This window comes from Streptomyces sp. NPDC046925 (genome assembly GCF_040644915.1).
Lineage (GTDB): Bacteria > Actinomycetota > Actinomycetes > Streptomycetales > Streptomycetaceae > Streptomyces.
In genome coordinates this window covers 488,208-505,463 of the sequence record NZ_JBEYWZ010000005.1, presented here as the reverse complement: position 1 = coordinate 505,463, position 17,256 = coordinate 488,208, and the positions used below count along the sequence as shown (strand labels likewise).

Genomic DNA, 17,256 nt, shown 5'->3' with positions numbered 1-17,256 from the left:
TCGATCCACGCTGTCGTTCTCGGTCACGGCCTGGCTGTGTCCAACTGTGCATGTGTCTGCAGTCAGCTTTTCCCATGGGCTGTCAGGGCACCATAAGCCGATCCTGTGGATCCGGCGCTCTGTGCCAACCCTTGGGCAAGCCTTCGGGTACCCCGTGATGGCACCATGACGCGGTGACCCTCGCACGACAGCACCAGATCCAGGTCGTCGCCCATCGCGGAGCCTCCGAAGACGCCCCCGAGCACACGCTGGCCGCGTACAAGAGAGCGGTCGAGGACGGCGCCGACGCTCTTGAATGCGACGTACGCCTCACCGCGGACGGGCATCTCGTCTGCGTCCACGACCGCCGCGTGAACCGCACGTCGAACGGCAGGGGAGCCGTATCCGCCCTGGAACTCTCCGACCTCGCCACCCTCGACTTCGGCTCGTGGAAGAACAATCACGGGGAGGCCGACGAGGGTCCCGACTGGGAGGACACCTCCGTCCTCACCCTGGAGCGGCTGCTCGAGCTCGTGGCCGAGAGCAACGCTTCGGGGCGCAACGTCCAGCTGGCCATCGAGACCAAGCACCCCACCCGCTGGGCGGGCCAGGTCGAGGAAAGGCTGCTCCTTCTACTGAAGCGCTTCGGTCTGGACTCCCCGCCCGCCGACGGCCCCTCGCCCGTACGCGTCATGAGCTTCTCCGCGCGCTCCCTGCACCGGGTGCGGGCCGCGTCCCCCACCCTGCCGACGGTCTATCTGATGCAGTTCGTCTCGCCGCGCCACCGCGACGGCCGCCTGCCCGAGGGCGTGCGGATCGCGGGACCCGGCATGCGCATCGTCCGCAATCACCCCGCCTATGTGGCCAAACTCAAGCGTGCGGGCCACCAGGTGCACGTGTGGACCGTGAACGAACCCGGGGACGTCGAGCTCTGCGCGGAACTCGGCGTCGACGCCATCATCACCAATCGCCCCAAGCAGGTGCTGTCCCAGCTGGGCCGCCGCTAACCGCCACCCCGCTCATTACAGGGTGTGCACCGGCGCGTTCGTTCCGTATTCGATCGTTCCGAGTGCGTCACCGCACAAGGATTGGCCGGTTTCCGGTCCAGTCCATTGGGGCATTCACACCGTGGCGTGGGGCGAAGGAGGTCTCGGGGGTGGCGTTGGTGGTGGCACGGGAGGTGCCCGCGTCGTCGAGTATGGCCGTACCTCATGGCCCGGCGGGCGTGGGGGAAGCAAGGCACCGGATGCGCGATCAACTGCGTACGAACGGGATGCCGGAGTCGGTCGTCGACGATGCCGTACTGGTCCTTTCGGAATTGCTCAGCAATGCCTGTCGGCACGGCAGGCCGCTGGGCGAGGGAATGGTCGGCGACGGAGATGTCCGGGCCGCATGGCACGTGGACAAGACAGGCCGGCTCACGGTCGAGGTGACGGACGGCGGCGGCCCGACCCGCCCGGTTCCCGCCACACCCTCGGTCACCGCGCACGGCGGTCGCGGGCTCAACATCATCACGGCGCTCGCCGACGCGTGGGGCGTGCGCGACGACACCCACGGCGAAGTCACGGTCTGGGTCGTCGTCCATGCCGGACACCGCCACGAGGACTTCGCTACGCGCGTCGCGGCACCCTCGCCCGCCGCCGCGATGTCCGAGCTCGCCTACGCGGACCCCTTCGACGACCGCGACTGAAGGCTGAATCCCGACGCCCTCCGGGCTAGCGGCTAGGCTCGCGCCCGTACGCCCAAGACGTACGAAGAGCCACGCTGTAAAGCCGCATCCGGGAGACACCCAAGATGGCCAAGAAGCGCCCTCAGACCAAGGGCAAGCAGCCGCAGCTGACGGACGGGCAGGTCCCTGTCGTCGGTGCCCGCGAACCCTGCCCCTGCGGTTCGGGCCGCCGTTACAAGGCCTGTCACGGCCGCGCCGCCGCGCACGCGGTGACCGAGCTGGTCCAGCGCCCCTTCGAAGGCCTGCCCGGCGAGGGCGACTGGGTGGCGCTGCGGGAGCTCGTCCCCGCGGCCACGGTCGAACTGCCCCTCAAGGACGGGCTCCCGGACGGCGTGCCCTCCGTCTCCCTGGCGACCGTCCTGCCGATGGCCTGGCCCGCGCTGCGCCGCGACGACGGCTCGGTCCTGCTCGGCCTGCAGAACGACACCGCGTCCGGCGACATCAGCCGCGACCTCGCCGACACACTGCAGCGCGCCCTGGCCGCCGAGCCCGGCTCCCCGGTCCAGGCCCGCCGCGCTCCGGCCGACGGGCCGCGCCTCCAGGACATCCTCGACCCGGACGGCACATTCGAGCCGATCGTGCACGCGGGCTTCGAATTCTGGGTGCCGGATTCGGAGAACGCCTCGCCGGAGGTCGCCGCGTCCCTGGAGCGGGCCAACGCCGCCGCCATCCCGACCGTGAAGCTCTCCGGAGTGGACTCCGCCTACTGGTGCGAGACCCCGGAGAAGAACCACCTGCGGTGGGTCATGCCGCACGCCGAGGAGAAGCTCCTCGACGCGCTCGCGCGGCTGCACGCGGCCGGTACGTCGAGCCTCGGGGAGGGCACCCGCCTGGTCGGTTCCTTCCGGGCGCACGGTCTGACGGTGCCGGTGTGGGACCTGCCGAGCGGAATGGGCGCCGAGGACATCGAGAAGCCCGCCGCCGAGTTCGCCGAGCGGCTCGCGACGGCGCTCGCCGACGATGCCCCGCTCACGCCGGAAGAGCGCCGGGCGCGCGGCGGTCTCACCAACCGCCAGGTGACGCTTAGCTGACCCACCAGTCAGTTGGGGGGAATGGGTGACTCCTGTCACAACTCCCCGTCGTCGCAGGTAAATCCCTGTCCGGATATCCGAGATCGAATTTGCCCAGAGCAGATCTCTTGTTACCGTTCAGGTAGCCCGGTTGCTGGTGCATCCCCCGTCGCCAGCAACCGGGCCCTTTCATGTCCGGCCGCTCTCCGGCCCGACCGGCGCTCTCAACTGGCCTGTGGCCGCACGGAATTGCTCCCGGAGCGCAGCAGCAAGGGCCCGCCGCTCCCGTCGGCGAACTCCACCACCGCCGCGTACGCCTCGCCGTCCCCCGCGGTGCGCTCCCGCGGCGTCTCGCACGCGCCCGGCTCGTCCGCGGCGCCCACCGCGCAGTGCGTCTGTACGGTGCGTCCGGCCGGTCCCATGACGGTGAGGACGGCGCTCAACTCGTCGCCGGTGGTGTTGCGGTAGTACGTGCGCCCCCAGGTGTCGCCGTCCCGGGTCATGACACAGGTCTGGGCTTCGATGCCGTTGGGGGAGGTGAGTTCGGGTCCGCACCGGGCGGCGCGTCGTGAAACCGGCTCCTCCGTAGAGGGCTGTTTCGCGTCGGGATCCGGCGCCGCCCCCGGTGCCGTGTCCGAAGCCGCGTCCGCCGAACGCTCCGACGGCTTGGCTTCGGCGTCACCGTCGCCCACGGGCCCCGCGGACGCGCCGGCGAGCGGCAGGAGAACCGTGACGGCCACGACGCCCATGAGCGCGATCAGGCGGGGGTTCATGGGCCCTGACACTAACGACGTTTGCCGGGCGCCCGGCCCGCCGCACGCCCATTTCCCCTACAACTCGGGCGCGCTCACACCCGTACGAGTGAGGGCATCGACCACGGCGTCCACCACGGCCTCGACATCGGGCACCCACGGTGCCGCCGAGCCGGGCAGCGGGGCACGCTCCCAGCGCACCGTTCCCTGTCCCGTCTCGGAGGGCGGGAGAGCGATGTATCCGCCCTCTCCGTGGAAGCGCAGCGAACCCGGCACGTAGTCCTTGGCGTACAGCAGGTCGCCCAACTGCTCCATGGAGTACGGCGCGACAAGCAGGAAGAGGCGGGCCGGGGTCGCGACGACCGGGCCGAGCCTGATGCCCGTCTGGTCGAGCGCGGCCAGGGCGCGCGCGCCGGCGTCCGCCGGCAGGCTGACGGCGCACGGCGCGCTGCCGCCGGTGGCGAGCACGATGGGCGCGTCGGGGCGGTTCGTCCACCACCAGCGCACCATGCGCTCGTCGGTCGTCGCGGTCAGCAGACCGGGGTCGAGAGGATGGGCTCCTGGCACTGTGCAGTCGGGGTCGGGGCAGGAGCAGCGGGTGCCGTCTCGCCGGTCGGTTCCGACGCCGGGCACCACGGACCACTTCCATGCCGTCGCAAAGGTCAGGGCCGCGCCGGTCAGGCCGGGACTCTGGTCGGACTTCCTGCCGGTGAGCCTGGACAGGAGCCTGCTTCGCCTTCCGAGGATCTCGCGCATGAGCGCTCGTTCCTTTCCGTTTACACGCCGAGGAACACGGCGGGCCACATCACACCATGTGTGGATCACTTCGCTGTGCGTAGAACTGGCGCATCACACCCCAGCCTGCGGCATGGGGAACCCCTGGGGGCCGAGCGTTAGCGTGGCGTGGGGTGGCGGTGCCTGGCGTTTGCTGTCCCGCGTACTTTTCGCCGCCTCCCCCACGGGAGGATGGGGCACGGTCGTCGTGAGTTAAGACGCCCGGTTCCGTCACCAGGTTCCGGGCTGATCTCAACTGCCCCTGGTCATCACCGAGTACGTACCCATCACGGCCGCTGTGACGCTCCTCCCGCGCCTGAGGGCTTGGGAGTAACCCGTTGTTGAACAATCCCAGTCGATCGCAATAGGCCCTTGCCTGAGGCGGTTTTGAGCCAAGTTACCAAGATCGCCGATAGGTCACAGAATTCCCACGGACACCAGGAATCCCATCGGGACAATGCTGGACATCCCCTAACCAGTGCGTGTAGATGTGGAGAACATTGCTAGCGGCGCAGAATGACATGGGGGTTTGCGATGCTATTGAGCAATACGCACCGGCCGGAAAGCCGTCAGCCATGAACCCTCCGCATCTTCCGAAAGTGGCCGGAATCGATTCAACTGTTCCGCCACCAGCCCACACTGCCCCACCCGCACCGCAGGTCCAGAGCGCACCGATGCTCATCCAGGACCGGCTCGCGGGCTGGATCTCCGATCTGACCACCCTCCAGGAGCTCACCGAGCGCCTGGCCCGCACGGCCACCCTCGACGAGGCCCTGCACGAGCTGCTGCGCGCCGGAGCCGCCCTCGTCGGCGCGCGCCGCGGACTGCTCGCCCTCGAACCCGCCGACGGGCTCGGCCCCGACACCACCGTCGGCCTCGGCCTCACCCGAGCCGACCTCGGCCACATCGAGACCGTGCCCCGCGCCGCCACCGCCTCCGGGCGGCTCCTCGACGCGCCGCCGGGCGCGCAGAGCGAGATCGTCGACGACGATCTGCTCGCCGACAGCGGCCTCGACCCCCGCCACCGCGAGGTGGCCGTCCGCCTCGGGTACGCCGCCAGCTACGCCCTGCCCCTGTCCACCGAGACCGCGGGCCGCATCGGCGCCGCCGTCTGGCTGTACGACGAGCCCGCGCAGCCCGACGAGCGCCGACGCCACCTCGTCGGCCTCTACGCCCGCCAGGCCGCCGAGCATCTGGCGCTCCTCACCGAGCTGGACCGCGCCCGCAAGACCGAGGCCACCCTGCGCGAGGAGCTGCTGCCCTCGCGCCTGCCACGGGTCGCCGGAGTGCAGCTGGCCGCCCGGCACCGCACCTGCGCGCGCGGGGGCGGCGACTGGTTCGACGCGCTGCCGCTGCCCGATGCCGCGCTCGGCCTCGCGGTCGGGTCCGTCACCGGGTCGGGGCCGAGCGCCGTCGCCGCGATGGGGCGTCTGCGGGCCTCCTTGCGGGCGTACGCCGTGATGGAGGGCGAGGACCCCGTCGCCGTACTGTCCGATCTGGAGCTGCTCCTGCGGCTCACCGAGCCCGCCCGGTCGGCGACCGCCCTCTTCGCGTACTGCGAGCCCGCCCAGCGCAAGATCATCCTGGCCGGTGCCGGACACAGCCCGCCCCTGGTCATCGGCGAGCGGCGCACGGAGTTCATGGAGACCTCGCTGTCCGCGCCCCTGGGGATGCTCGCCTGCTGGGAGGCGCCGAGCGTGGAGTTCCGGACGGAACCGGGAGAAACGGTGCTTCTCTACACGGACGGCCTGCTCCACCGCACCGGCGACCCGATGGACCGGGCCTTCGCACGGCTGCACGCGGCGGCGGCGGGCGTGCCGAAGTCACTGCACGCCGACCCGGCCGCGCTCGCCGATCACATCCTGCGCACGGTGCTGCCGGACGGGCTCGACACGGTCGACAGCGACGAGGACGTGGTTCTCCTCGCGGCCCGCTTCGAGTGACCCCCGCAATACGGCATGTAATGGGCCTTCCGGCTCTGGGCCCCCTTCCGTACGCCCGTACGATGGAGGGGGTTCAGTGTCGTACATAGGAGGCAGATCGTGTCGGAGGAGCTCATTCGGGAGAACCCGGAGACCCCGGAAACCCTGGAGATCGAGTCCGAAGAAGAGCCGATCAAGCAGCGCAAGAACGGCCTGTACCCGGGCGTGTCCGACGAGCTCGCCGAGAACATGAAGTCCGGTTGGGCCGACACCGAGCTGCACGACCTGCAGCCGATCGCCCAGGCCGCCCACACCGCCGCCCGCCGTGCCGCGCTCTCCGCGCGCTTCCCGGGCGAGCGTCTGGTGATCCCCGCGGGCAATCTCAAGACCCGCTCGAACGACACCGAGTACGCCTTCCGCTCCTCCGTCGAGTACGCGTACCTCACCGGCAACCAGACCGAGGACGGCGTCCTCGTCCTTGAGCCCGCGGACTTCGCCGACGGCACGAGCGGCCACGAGGCCACCATCTACCTGCTGCCGCGCTCCGACCGCGAGAACGGCGAGTTCTGGCTCGACGGCCAGGGCGAGCTGTGGGTCGGCCGCAGGCACTCCCTCACCGAGGCCGAGACGCTGTACGGCATCCCCGCGTCCGACGTGCGCGAGCTGCCCGCACAGCTGCGCGAGGCGACCGGTTCCGTCCGGGTCGTCCGCGGCTTCGACGCCGCGATCGAGGCCGCCCTGACCGACAAGGTCACCGCCGAGCGCGACGAGGAGCTGCGCGTCTTCCTCTCCGAGGCCCGTCTCGTCAAGGACGAGTTCGAGATCGGCGAGCTCCAGAAGGCCTGCGACTCGACCGCCCGTGGCTTCGAGGACGTCGTGCGCGTCCTGGACAAGGCCGAGGCGACCAGCGAGCGCTACATCGAGGGCACGTTCTTCCTGCGCGCCCGCGTCGACGGCAACGACATCGGCTACGGCTCGATCTGCGCCGCGGGCCCGCACGCCACGACGCTGCACTGGGTCCGCAACGACGGCGCCGTGCGCTCCGGGGAGCTGCTGCTGCTCGACGCCGGTGTGGAGACGCACACGTACTACACCGCCGACGTGACGCGGACGCTGCCGATCAACGGCCGCTACGACGCACTCCAGCGGAAGATCTACGACGCCGTGTACGAGGCCCAGGAGGCCGGCATCGCGGCCGTCAAGCCGGGCGCCAAGTACCGCGACTTCCACGATGCCGCCCAGCGCGTGCTCGCCGAGAAGCTCGTGGAGTGGGGGCTCGTCGAAGGCCCGGTCGAGCGTGTCCTGGAGCTGGGTCTCCAGCGCCGCTGGACCCTGCACGGCACCGGCCACATGCTCGGCATGGACGTCCACGACTGCGCGGCCGCCCGCCGCGAGACGTACGCCGACGGTGTCCTGGAGCCCGGCATGTGCCTGACCGTCGAGCCCGGTCTGTACTTCCAGGCGGACGACCTGACCGTGCCGGAGGAGTACCGCGGCATCGGCGTGCGGATCGAGGACGACATCCTCGTGACGGCCGACGGCAACAAGAACCTGTCCGCCGCGCTGCCGCGGCGGGCCGATGACGTCGAGGCGTGGATGGCCGAGCTGAAGGGCTGAGCTTCCGGCTTCTGGACCGGGCCGTTTCTTTGGGGCCGGGCCTCTTCTTTAAGAAGGGGCCCGGTTTCGCGTTTCCGGGGGCGTGGGGCTCGGCTTCGGGGGGGCTCAGCGCTCGTCCTCGCCCGCGATCTTCGCGGTGCTCAGGGCGATGCGGTTCCAGGTGTTGATGGTGAAGATCAGGGCCAGGACGTGGCCGAGCTCCGTCTCGTCGAAGTGCGCCGCAGCGCGGGCGTAGACGTCGTCCGGGACGCCGCCCCGGTGGACGAGTGTGACGGCCTCGGTCAGGTCGAGGGCCGCCTGCTCCTTCTCCGTGAAGAAGTTCCTGGCCTCGCGCCAGACGCCGACCATGTGCAGCCGCGCCTCGTCCTCGCCCGCCTTGCGCGCGTCGGAGGTGTGCATGTGCAGGCAGTAGGCGCAGCCGTTGAGCAGCGAGGCGCGGATCTGGATCAGTTCGACCAGGGCCGGGTCGAGACCGTCGCGGGCGGCGGCGTCGAGCCCGATCACGGCCTTGAAGGCCTTGGGGGCGGCTTTGGCGAAGTTGAGGCGGGGGGCGGCGTGCGTGTGCGGCTGGGCGGCGGCCTGCGTGGCGGTCCCGGTGGTCTGCGTGGCGGTCCCGGTGGTCTGCGTGGCGTTCTCGTTGTTCGTCATGACCATGAATCTACGGACCGGATAGACCTTGGATAGGGTGCATTCTCATGCCGGAATCATGGGTCAATTTGGCGGAGCGCATCGGGAGTGACCTGCACCTGGAGCTCTCCGGGGCGGGTGGCCGCCGCGCCGCCCTCATCCGCGCGCTGCGCGACGCCGTGCGCGAGGGGCGGCTCGCTCCGGGGACGCGGCTTCCGCCCTACCGCTCCCTGGCCGCCGATCTGGGCATCGCCCGCAACACCGTCGCCGACGCCTACGCCGAACTGGTCGCCGAGGGCTGGCTGACCGCGCGGCAGGGGTCCGGCACGCGGGTGGCCGACCGGGCGGCGCCTCCCGCGCGCACCCGCCGCCCCAAGCGGGCGCCCACCCGGCCGACGACGCCCGCGCCGCCCACGTACGACCTGCGCCAGGGCCAGCCGGACGCCGCGTCCTTCCCGCGCACCGCCTGGCTCGCCGCGGCCCGGCGTGCCCTGAACTCCGCGCCCAACGAGGCCTTCGGGCCGGGTGACCCGCAGGGGCGCATCGAGCTGCGACGGGCGCTCGCGGGCTATCTGGGGCGCGCCCGCGGGGTGCGCACCGACCCGGAGCGGATCGTGGTGTGCTCCGGGTTCGCGCACGCGCTGCGGCTGCTCTTCGGCAGCGGGGGAGGCGGAATGCTGCGCGGACCGCTGGCCGTGGAGTCGTACGGACTCGGCTTCCATCGCTCGATCCTGCGGACCGCGGGCGTACGGACGGTCCCGCTCGCCCTCGACGAAAAGGGCGCCAGGGTCGACGAACTGACCGGCAGTCAGCGCATCCGCGGCGCACTGCTCACACCCGCACACCAGTTCCCCACCGGCGGTCCCCTGCACCCCGCCAGGCGAGCGGCGGTGATCGACTGGGCGCGCGCCCGCGACGGCCTGGTCCTGGAGGACGACTACGACGGCGAGTTCCGCTACGACCGGGAGCCCGTGGGCGCCGTCCAGGGTCTGGACCCCGAACGTGTCGTCTACATGGGCTCGGTGAGCAAGAGCCTCTCTCCGGGGGTGCGTCTGGGGTGGCTTGTTCTGCCCGAACACCTCATCGACGACGTCCTCGCGGCGAAGGGCGAACGGGAGGCGTGGGCCGGCGTGATCGACCAGCTCACGCTCGCCGACCTCATCGAGACGGGCCACTACGACCGGCACATCCGCCGTATGCGCCAGCGCTACCGCCACCGCCGCGACCAGCTCGTCGCCGCGCTCGCCGCCCACGCGCCGCACATCAGCCCCACCGGTGTCGCCGCGGGCCTGCACGCCGTCCTGCGGCTGCCGCCCGGCACCGAACAGTCCACGGCGAAGGCGGCCGCCTGGCAGGGCCTCGCGCTGGAGGGCCTTGCCGGGTTCCGCCACCCGGACGCCACGATGCCCGCGCCCGACGGCCTGGTCGTCGGCTACTCCACGCCACCGGAGCACGCCTACGGAGCGGCCCTCGACGCTCTGTGCAGGGCGCTGCCGCCCGGCTGAGCACGGAGGAGGCCGACAGACTCGCGCTGGGCACAGAGGAGACCGGCAGAGTCGTGCCGAGCACAGAGGAGGCCGGAAGAGTCGTCAGGCCGTGACGAGCGGGGTGTCCTCGCGCCACTTGAGGATCTTGTCGAAGCTGATCACCGCGCCGCCCCTGCCCCCCGGCTTGTTGCCGAAGTGCACATGATCGGCGAGCTCCTGGATGAGGTAGAGACCCCGGCCGTGCTCGGCGGTGTCGGACGCGGCCACCGTGACGGGCACGAATCCGGGGCCGGAATCAGCCACTTCGATGCGGCACTTCTCGCCGTCCAGATACGCCGTCACCCGATAGGCCCCGGCCGCCCCCTCGGCGACCGTCGCACCGCCGTGCTCCACGGCGTTGGCGCAGGCCTCGCTGAGAGCAACCGACAGGTCGTACGAGACATCAGGGTCCACCCCCGCGGTCTCCATCGTGCCCATCAGCAACCGGCGGGCCAGCGGGACGCTCGCAGCTTCGCGCCGCAAATGGAGTGACCACCACATGCTCATGCTCCAGCCTCCTGGCCGCGGCTCGACATACCGATACGTATTGCCGCAAGCGACCGTGTATAAGCGCGCACTTGACGTGATGCCGCCCATACGGCGGACGCGCGGACGGCCCGGGACGGTGTAGACACGTCCCCCACGGGCAACCCACAGGCCGCCCGCAGGCCGCCCATGAGCTGCCCATAGGCGAGCATTCGGCACCTGGCGGCACTTATCGGGCTCCACCGTCACTCATCCGCACCCATCACCACGCATGGGAGCTTGCGGACCTGCCGTATGCGGCGGGTAAGCCCAGTGCAATGATGTTCCGGCCATGACTGCCCCCCACCAGCGCGAGGCGCGCGCCGGAGTCGACCTCCGGCTCCTGAGAGCCGCGGTGTTCGCCGTGCTCTGCGTCGTGCTGTCCGCCGGGGGCCATGTGCTCGCTTCCTGCGCCGCCGTCCCGCTGTGGACGCTCGGCGTCGGTTTCGTCGCCGTCCTCGCCGTCGCCGCGCCGCTCGCCGGGCGCGAGCGGTCGCTGCCGGGCATCGCCGCCCTGCTCGCCGCCGGGCAGGTGGGCCTGCACGCGCTCTTCGGAGTCGGCCAGCACGGCGGTACGGCGGTGGCGAGCGCCGAGCCCTCCATGGTGGAGCGGGCCGCGCGCCTGATGTGCGGGGTGGGCGCTGCCAACCTCAGCCCCGCCCAGGCCCACCGGATCCTGACGACGGCGGGCGTGCAGCCCGGCGGCGGGGCCACGGGCCATGCCATGCACCACAGCGCACCGGCCACGGCGGCGGACTCCGCGATGGACTCGATGTCGCTGCTCCCGTCGCTCCCGATGCTCCTGGGGCATGTGCTCGCCGCGGTCGCCGCCGGATGGCTGCTGCGCCGCGGCGACATCGCGCTTTTGCGCCTCATGCGGCTCTCGGCCCACGGGGCGTACGGAGTCGCCGAGGGGGCGCTCGTACGTTCCCTGCGCGGTGCGCTCGCCCTCGTGGCAGCGCTGCGCGCCGGACTGCCCGGCGCGCCCGAGGCTGCTGCCCGTACGCCGCGTACGGCGTTCCGCGGACCGTCGAAGCCGCACACCACCGCGCTCCAGCACACGGTGATCAGGCGGGGCCCGCCGGCCGCCGCCGCACTCGCTCTCGCCGCCTGACGCGACGCACTCCTACCGCAGCACTACGGAGAGGTGCCTCACGCCCTGCGGCGTCCCACGCGCGCGTGCCGCTCGGTTCGTCGCCGCGCGCACTCTCCCCTGATCACCACCGCCGGCCAGGTCGGCGCTGCTGGTCATCACCGCTGAAACTGGAGTGTTTCCGCCATGTCTGCTCTGTCTGCGCTGTCCGCCGTGAAGGCCTCCCGCGTCTCCGTCGTCGGTGGCGTCGCCGCCTCCGCCGTCCTCCTGCTCTCCGTCCCCGCCTTCGCGCACGTCAGCGTCTCCGCCGAGGGCGAGGCCGCCAAGGGCGGCTACGCCACGGTCAACTTCAAGGTGCCGAACGAGATGGACGACGCCTCGACCACCAAGCTCGAGGTCTCCTTCCCCGAGGACCACCCGCTCGCCTCCGTCATGACGGCGCCCGTCCCCGGCTGGACCGCCAAGGTCACCAAGGCGAAGCTCGACAAGCCCCTCGAGATGCACGGCGAGAAGATCGACGAGGCCGTCTCCAAGGTCACCTGGACCGCCGACGGCAAGGGCGTCCAGCCGGGCTCCTTCCAGAAGTTCCCGCTGTCCATCGGCGCGCTCCCCGAGAACGCCGACGAGCTGGTCTTCAAGGCCGTTCAGACGTACGACAACAAGGAAGTCGTCCGCTGGATCGAGCCGCAGCAGAAGGGCCAGGAGGAGCCGGAGCACCCGGCCCCGGCCCTCGCGCTCACCGCCGCCTCCGAGGAGGGCCACGGCGCCGCCGCCTCGCACGACGACGCGAAGGAAGACGCGAAGTCGGGCGAGAAGACCGAGTCCGCCGCCTCCTCCGACAGCAGCGACTCCACCGCCCGCGTCCTCGGCGTCGTCGGCATCGTCGTCGGCGCCGCGGGTGTGGCGTTCGGCGTGCTCGCCGGCCGTCGGCGCGCCAACAGCTGAGCCACCCTTCGGGCCGTACCGGGGGCGTTTCGCCTGCCCCCGGTGCGCCCGGGCCACCTCACATCTGGGACATTTTCGTATGCGCAAGAAGAAGTTGCTCGCCGCCGCCATGCTGGCCGCGGCCACCCTCACCCTGTCCGCCTGCGGCGGCGGTGACGACGGCAAGAAGCCCGTCGCGGACGTCTCCGTGGAGTCCAACGGCGACAAGGCCGCGACCATCCTCGACAAGCCCTTCGAGAAGCCGGACCTCGTCCTCACGGACACGCACGGCAAGAAGTACGACCTGCGCGAGCGGACCAAGGGCAAGCCGACGCTCGTCTACTTCGGCTACACCAACTGCCCGGACTTCTGCCCCCTGACGATGAGCAACATCGCCGTCGCCAAGAAGCAGCTGCCCAAGGCCGAGCAGGACAAGCTCCAGGTCGTCTTCGTCACCACCGACCCCGAGCGCGACACGCCCAAGACCCTCGGCAAGTGGCTCAAGGCCCAGGACACCGACTTCATCGGTCTGACCGGTGACTTCGACACCATCCAGGGCAGCGCCCGCACCCTCGGCATCAGCATCGAGCCCACCAAGAAGGAGAAGGGCAAGGTCATCTCGATGCACGGCACGCAGGTCATCGCGTTCTCGCCGAAGACCGACGCCGGGTACGTCCTGTACGGCGAGGACACCACCGTGGACGACTACACCAAGGACCTCCCCAAGATCGTCAAGGGAGCGACCCCGTGAACCGTCGCACGGTCTTCGGCAGCGCCGTGGCGCTGACGGCGGGGCTCGTCCTTGCGGGCTGCTCGGACTCGTCCGGCGACAAGGCCTCGGACGAGCCGGAGCTCAAGGTCGCCGGTGCCTTCATGCCCGCGCCCGCCATGGACGACATGGCCTCCGGGTTCTTCACCGTCACGAACAAGGGCGGCGCGGACAAGCTCACCTCGGTGACCAGCTCCATCGCCGAGAAGGTCACGCTGCACAGCACCAAGAACAACGCGATGAAGGAGCAGAAGTCGTTCGACGTACCCGCGAACGGCGAGCTCGACTTCGCGCGGGGCGGCAACCACCTCATGTTCGAGGAGCTCAAGCACAAGCCGAAGGAGGGCGACAAGATCGCCGTGACGCTGCACTTCGCGAAGTCGGATCCCATCGAAGTTGAGGTTCCGGTGAAGGCCGCCACGTACAACCCCAAGCCCGGCAAGCACGCGTCGCACTGAGGGACTGATCGCTGATGCAGACCATCGCTCCCCGCTGTGGAGCTCGCTCCGGGGCCACCGGAGCCCGCTCCGAGGCCGGCGGGGTTCGCTCCGGGGCCGCCGGGGTTCGCTCCGAGGCCGCCGGGGTTCGCTCCGGGGCCGCCGCGCGCTTCGGGATAGCCCCCGGCGTCGGACGGCTCCTGCTCGTCGTCGCCGTCTTCCTCGGCGCGCTGCTGGGCACGGCGGCGCCCGCCTCCGCCCATGCGGCGCTGACGGGAAGCGACCCCAAGCAGGGGGCGGTGGTCGACAAGGCGCCCGCCGCCGTCTCTCTGACCTTCTCGGAGAAGGTCGCCATGTCCGACGGCTCCGTACGGGTGCTCGACCCGGCCGGCAAGCGCGTCGACACCGGCAAGACCAGTGACCTCGGGTCCAACACCTACGGCGTGAAGCTGCACAAGGGGCTGCCCGACGGCACCTTCACCGTCGCCTACCAAGTCGTCTCCGCCGACAGCCACCCCATCTCCGGGGCCTTCACGTTCTCCGTGGGCGCGCCGTCGGACACCAAGGTCGCGCTGCCGGACCAGGAGGTGGGCGGCGGATTCGTCGGCGGCCTCTACGGCTTCGCGCGCTACCTCTCGTACGCCGGATTCATCCTCGTGGTGGGCGGGGCGGCCTTCGTGCTCGGCTGCTGGCCGCGCGGCGCGGGCGTACGGCCCGTGCAGCGGCTCGTGGTCTCCGGCTGGGTCACGCTGACCGCGTCCACCCTCGTGCTGCTCCTGCTGCGCGCGCCCTACACCGGGTCGGGGAAGATCGCCGACGCCTTCGACATGGCCAAGCTCGGTGACGTGCTCCAGACGAAGACCGGCGCCGCGCTGGTCTCGCGGCTGCTGCTGCTCGCCGCCGCCGCGCTCTTCATCGCGGTGCTCTTCGGCGCGTACGAGAAGCGGACCGACCCCAAGGAGCGCAAGGACCTCACGTTCGGGCTCGCGATCGGCGGCGGTGTCGTCGCCGTCGGGCTCGGCGCGACCTGGGCCATGGCCGAGCACGCGTCGACCGGCATCCAGGCCGGGCTCGCGATGCCCGTGGACGTCGTGCATCTGCTCGCCGTGGCCGCCTGGCTCGGCGGTCTCGCGGCGCTCGTCGTCGCCCTCTACTTCGCGCCGTCGGCGGACGCGCCATCGGTGGACGCGGGGGCGGTGAAACGCTTCTCCCGGGTCGCGTTCTGCAGCGTCGTCGCCCTCGCCGCGACCGGGCTCTACCAGACGTGGCGGCAGGTCGGCTCGTGGTCGGCCCTCACCGGTACGTGGTACGGACAGCTGCTCCTCATCAAGATCGGCCTGGTCGTCGTCCTCGTCGGGATCGCCGGGATCTCGCGGCGCTGGACGGCACGGATCGCGGACCAAGCGGGCGACGTGGCGCCGGAGGCCGCAGCGGCGACCGTCGTCGAGAAGCGCGCGGAGAAGAGTGCCGCAGCCAAGCGCGTGGAGAAGAAGCCGGTGACGGTGCCCGTCGGGAGCACCGGCGCGGACTCCAAGGACTCCAAGGACTCCAAGGACACGAAGAGCTCCAAGGACTCCAAGGGCACCAAGGACTCCAAGCGCTCCGCCCAGCTCGCCCGCCAGCAGGCCGCCATGAGCACCGCCCGCGAGAAGCGCATCCGCGACGCCGACCCCAACCGCTCCGGCCTGCGCCGCTCCGTGCTCACGGAGGCGGGCATCGCCGTGGTCCTGCTCGCCGTCACGACGGTCCTGACCTCCACCGAGCCGGGGCGCACGGAGGAGGAAGCGGCCGCTTCGAAGACGGCCGCCGCCGCTCAGCGGTCAGGTCCGCTCACCCTCAAGTTCCCCTTCGACACGGGCTCCGACGACGGCAAGGGCACCCTTCAGCTCGATCTCGACCCCGGCCGCACGGGCAGCAACGAGATGCACATCTTCGTGAAGCGGCCGAACGGCAGCGCCTTCGACATCCCCGAGGTGAAGGTCTCCTTCACCCTCAAGTCGAAGGATGTCGGCCCCCTGCCTGTCGCTCCCGACCACATCGCCACCGGACACTGGAGCTCCAGCGGGGTGCAGATTCCGATGGCGGGCAACTGGAAGATCGCGGTGACCGTGCGCACCTCCGACATCGACCAAGTGACCGTGAACAAGAACGCGCAGATCGGCTGAACGGAACCACCATGGCGGACAACGGGATTTCCAGGCGGCGGCTGCTCGGCACCGCCGGCGCCACCGGTCTCGCGCTCGGCGCGGCGGGCGGTGCGGCCGGATATGCCGCGGCGCCCTCGGAGGCCTCGGAGGAGTCCGGCGCGGCGTCGTTGACGTCTCTCGGCGCGAACGAGGTCATGTTTCACGGGAAACATCAGCCAGGCATCACCACGCCCCTCCAGTCCCGCGGCCACCTGGTGGCCTTCGACCTGGCGGCGGGCGCGGGCCGCAAGGAGGCGGCCGCCCTGCTGCGCCGCTGGTCGGCGGCGGCCGAACGGCTGATGGCGGGCAAGGCCCCGGCGGGCGAGGACACGGATGTCGCCAGGGACGCGGGCCCCTCGTCGTTGAGCGTCACCTTCGGCTTCGGGCGCAGCTTCTTCGGGCGCACCGGCCTGGAGAAGCAGCGTCCTTCCGCGCTCGACCCGCTGCCGGACTTCTCCTCCGACCACCTGGACAAGGCGCGCAGCGACGGCGATCTGTGGGTGCAGATCGGCGCGAACGACCCTCTCGTCGCCTTTCACGCGCTGCGCGCGATCCAGAAGGAGGCGGGTGACGCGGCACGGGTGCGCTGGCAGATGAACGGCTTCAACCGCTCGCCGGGCGCGACCGCGCAGCCGATGACGACCCGCAACCTCATGGGCCAGATCGACGGCTCGAACAACCCGAAGCCGTCGGACGACGACTTCGACCGCCGGATCTTCGTCCCCGCCCCCGGGGACCCGTCGTGGATGGCCGGCGGCTCGTACGTCGTCGTACGCCGCATCCGGATGCTCCTCGACGACTGGGAGAAGCTCGGCGTCAAGGACCAGGAGGCGGTCATCGGGCGCCACAAGTCGGACGGCTCACCGCTGACCGGCGGTACGGAGACCACCGAGCCGAAGCTGGAGAAGGCGGGCGCGGACGGCGAGTACGTCATCGCCCTCAACGCCCATGCCCGCATCACCCGGCCCGACCAGAACGGCGGCTCCGCGATGCTGCGCCGCCCGTTCTCGTACCACGACGGCTTCGACAAGGACGGGGAGCCGGACGCGGGCCTGCTCTTCGTGTGCTGGCAGGCCGATCCGCTGCGCGGCTTCGTGCCGGTGCAGCGCAAGCTCGACCGGGGGGACGCGCTGTCGAAGTTCATCCGCCACGAGGCCAGCGGCCTGTTCGCGGTGCCCGGCGGGGCGGCGAAGGGCGAGTACGTGGGGCAGCGGTTGCTGGAGGGGTAGGGCGCGCGGTTGCCGGTCAGGTGGGGCGCGCGGTTGCCGGAGAAGCCCGCGGAAACAGGGCCGCGCGCTCCCGTACGAGGGTTCGAGCGCGGGCAGGCGGGGCGTGCGCCGCTCCGTGAGACGCGTGAGCCGTGCCACGTACGGGCCATTAGGGTGA

16 protein-coding genes are annotated in these 17,256 nt (G+C 71.1%); 12 read left to right on the top strand and 4 right to left on the bottom strand.

The annotated features are described in order from the left end of the window. Positions 1–173 precede the first annotated feature (173 nt). The 3 genes from ABZ906_RS23765 (at position 174) to ABZ906_RS23755 (ending at position 2,739) form a co-directional block, all read left to right on the top strand. On the top strand, positions 174–986 hold the full coding sequence (locus ABZ906_RS23765; RefSeq protein ID WP_361193617.1) for a glycerophosphodiester phosphodiesterase: 813 nt from the start codon (positions 174–176) through the stop codon (positions 984–986). A gap of 62 nt (positions 987–1,048) precedes the next feature. Beyond that, positions 1,049–1,669, top strand: coding sequence for an ATP-binding protein (locus tag ABZ906_RS23760; RefSeq protein ID WP_361193620.1), 621 nt, complete (start codon positions 1,049–1,051; stop codon positions 1,667–1,669). Positions 1,670–1,773: 104 nt separating this feature from the next. Further along, on the top strand, positions 1,774–2,739 hold the full coding sequence (locus tag ABZ906_RS23755) for a DUF5926 family protein (RefSeq protein ID WP_361385646.1): 966 nt from the start codon (positions 1,774–1,776) through the stop codon (positions 2,737–2,739). 203 nt (positions 2,740–2,942) lie between these two features. Here ABZ906_RS23755 and ABZ906_RS23750 read toward each other — a convergent pair whose 3' ends face one another. Next, positions 2,943–3,491: a hypothetical protein gene (locus tag ABZ906_RS23750; protein WP_361385643.1), complete on the bottom strand. Its 549-nt coding sequence runs from the start codon at positions 3,489–3,491 to the stop codon at positions 2,943–2,945. A gap of 57 nt (positions 3,492–3,548) precedes the next feature. Continuing rightward, positions 3,549–4,226: a bifunctional DNA primase/polymerase gene (locus ABZ906_RS23745; protein WP_361193626.1), complete on the bottom strand. Its 678-nt coding sequence runs from the start codon at positions 4,224–4,226 to the stop codon at positions 3,549–3,551. A gap of 539 nt (positions 4,227–4,765) precedes the next feature. Between ABZ906_RS23745 and ABZ906_RS23740 the strand changes: the two genes are divergently transcribed. Together ABZ906_RS23740 and ABZ906_RS23735 are read left to right on the top strand one after the other, a co-directional pair. Then, on the top strand, positions 4,766–6,187 hold the full coding sequence (locus ABZ906_RS23740) for a GAF domain-containing SpoIIE family protein phosphatase (protein WP_361385640.1): 1,422 nt from the start codon (positions 4,766–4,768) through the stop codon (positions 6,185–6,187). Positions 6,188–6,286: 99 nt separating this feature from the next. Beyond that, a complete protein-coding gene (locus ABZ906_RS23735) occupies positions 6,287–7,783 on the top strand; it encodes an aminopeptidase P family protein (protein WP_361193631.1) in 1,497 nt (498 codons plus the stop codon). A gap of 105 nt (positions 7,784–7,888) precedes the next feature. On the opposite strand, the gene ABZ906_RS23730 is transcribed toward ABZ906_RS23735, so the two are convergent. After that, positions 7,889–8,437 (bottom strand): carboxymuconolactone decarboxylase family protein, encoded by a 549-nt coding sequence (locus ABZ906_RS23730; RefSeq protein ID WP_361385637.1) that lies wholly within the window; start codon positions 8,435–8,437, stop codon positions 7,889–7,891. Between the two features lie 41 nt (positions 8,438–8,478). Here ABZ906_RS23730 and ABZ906_RS23725 point away from each other — a divergent pair, with 41 nt between their 5' ends. Further along, entirely contained in the window at positions 8,479–9,915 is a 1,437-nt protein-coding gene (locus ABZ906_RS23725) for a PLP-dependent aminotransferase family protein (protein ID WP_361385634.1), read from the top strand. 84 nt (positions 9,916–9,999) lie between these two features. Here ABZ906_RS23725 and ABZ906_RS23720 read toward each other — a convergent pair whose 3' ends face one another. Further along, positions 10,000–10,443 (bottom strand): ATP-binding protein, encoded by a 444-nt coding sequence (locus ABZ906_RS23720; protein ID WP_361193638.1) that lies wholly within the window; start codon positions 10,441–10,443, stop codon positions 10,000–10,002. A gap of 310 nt (positions 10,444–10,753) precedes the next feature. Here ABZ906_RS23720 and ABZ906_RS23715 point away from each other — a divergent pair, with 310 nt between their 5' ends. The 6 genes from ABZ906_RS23715 to efeB all read left to right on the top strand — a co-directional run bounded on the left by ABZ906_RS23715 (position 10,754) and on the right by efeB (position 17,099). After that, complete coding sequence (locus tag ABZ906_RS23715) at positions 10,754–11,575, top strand: hypothetical protein (RefSeq protein ID WP_361385631.1); 822 nt, start codon at positions 10,754–10,756, stop codon at positions 11,573–11,575. A gap of 192 nt (positions 11,576–11,767) precedes the next feature. After that, positions 11,768–12,499, top strand: a complete 732-nt coding sequence (locus ABZ906_RS23710; protein ID WP_361193854.1) for a YcnI family protein — start codon at positions 11,768–11,770, stop codon at positions 12,497–12,499. A gap of 79 nt (positions 12,500–12,578) precedes the next feature. Further along, positions 12,579–13,229 carry an SCO family protein gene (locus ABZ906_RS23705; RefSeq protein WP_361385628.1) on the top strand — a complete coding sequence of 217 codons (651 nt, stop codon included), beginning with the start codon at positions 12,579–12,581 and terminating at the stop codon, positions 13,227–13,229. Beyond that, positions 13,226–13,705 carry a copper chaperone PCu(A)C gene (locus tag ABZ906_RS23700; protein WP_361385625.1) on the top strand — a complete coding sequence of 160 codons (480 nt, stop codon included), beginning with the start codon at positions 13,226–13,228 and terminating at the stop codon, positions 13,703–13,705. The genes ABZ906_RS23705 and ABZ906_RS23700 overlap by 4 nt, the downstream gene beginning before the upstream one ends. A gap of 14 nt (positions 13,706–13,719) precedes the next feature. Then, on the top strand, positions 13,720–15,849 hold the full coding sequence (locus tag ABZ906_RS23695; RefSeq protein ID WP_361385621.1) for a copper resistance protein CopC: 2,130 nt from the start codon (positions 13,720–13,722) through the stop codon (positions 15,847–15,849). Positions 15,850–15,860: 11 nt separating this feature from the next. Beyond that, the gene (gene efeB / locus ABZ906_RS23690) at positions 15,861–17,099 is read left to right on the top strand and encodes an iron uptake transporter deferrochelatase/peroxidase subunit (protein WP_361385618.1); all 1,239 of its coding nucleotides are present in this window, start codon (positions 15,861–15,863) and stop codon (positions 17,097–17,099) included. Positions 17,100–17,256 lie beyond the last annotated feature (157 nt).

Excerpts from the sequence above, each read along its gene's own strand:
- ABZ906_RS23750 (WP_361385643.1), bottom strand. The coding sequence starts at position 3,491 with ATGAACCCCCGCCTGATCGCGCTCATGGGCGTCGTGGCCGTCACGGTT.
- ABZ906_RS23725 (WP_361385634.1), top strand. The coding sequence starts at position 8,479 with ATGCCGGAATCATGGGTCAATTTGGCGGAGCGCATCGGGAGTGACCTG.
- ABZ906_RS23745 (WP_361193626.1), bottom strand. The coding sequence starts at position 4,226 with ATGCGCGAGATCCTCGGAAGGCGAAGCAGGCTCCTGTCCAGGCTCACC.
- ABZ906_RS23740 (WP_361385640.1), top strand. The coding sequence starts at position 4,766 with ATGGGGGTTTGCGATGCTATTGAGCAATACGCACCGGCCGGAAAGCCG.
- ABZ906_RS23695 (WP_361385621.1), top strand. The coding sequence starts at position 13,720 with ATGCAGACCATCGCTCCCCGCTGTGGAGCTCGCTCCGGGGCCACCGGA.
- ABZ906_RS23755 (WP_361385646.1), top strand. The coding sequence starts at position 1,774 with ATGGCCAAGAAGCGCCCTCAGACCAAGGGCAAGCAGCCGCAGCTGACG.
- ABZ906_RS23720 (WP_361193638.1), bottom strand. The coding sequence starts at position 10,443 with ATGAGCATGTGGTGGTCACTCCATTTGCGGCGCGAAGCTGCGAGCGTC.
- ABZ906_RS23715 (WP_361385631.1), top strand. The coding sequence starts at position 10,754 with ATGACTGCCCCCCACCAGCGCGAGGCGCGCGCCGGAGTCGACCTCCGG.
- ABZ906_RS23705 (WP_361385628.1), top strand. The coding sequence starts at position 12,579 with ATGCGCAAGAAGAAGTTGCTCGCCGCCGCCATGCTGGCCGCGGCCACC.
- efeB (WP_361385618.1), top strand. The coding sequence starts at position 15,861 with ATGGCGGACAACGGGATTTCCAGGCGGCGGCTGCTCGGCACCGCCGGC.
- ABZ906_RS23730 (WP_361385637.1), bottom strand. The coding sequence starts at position 8,437 with ATGGTCATGACGAACAACGAGAACGCCACGCAGACCACCGGGACCGCC.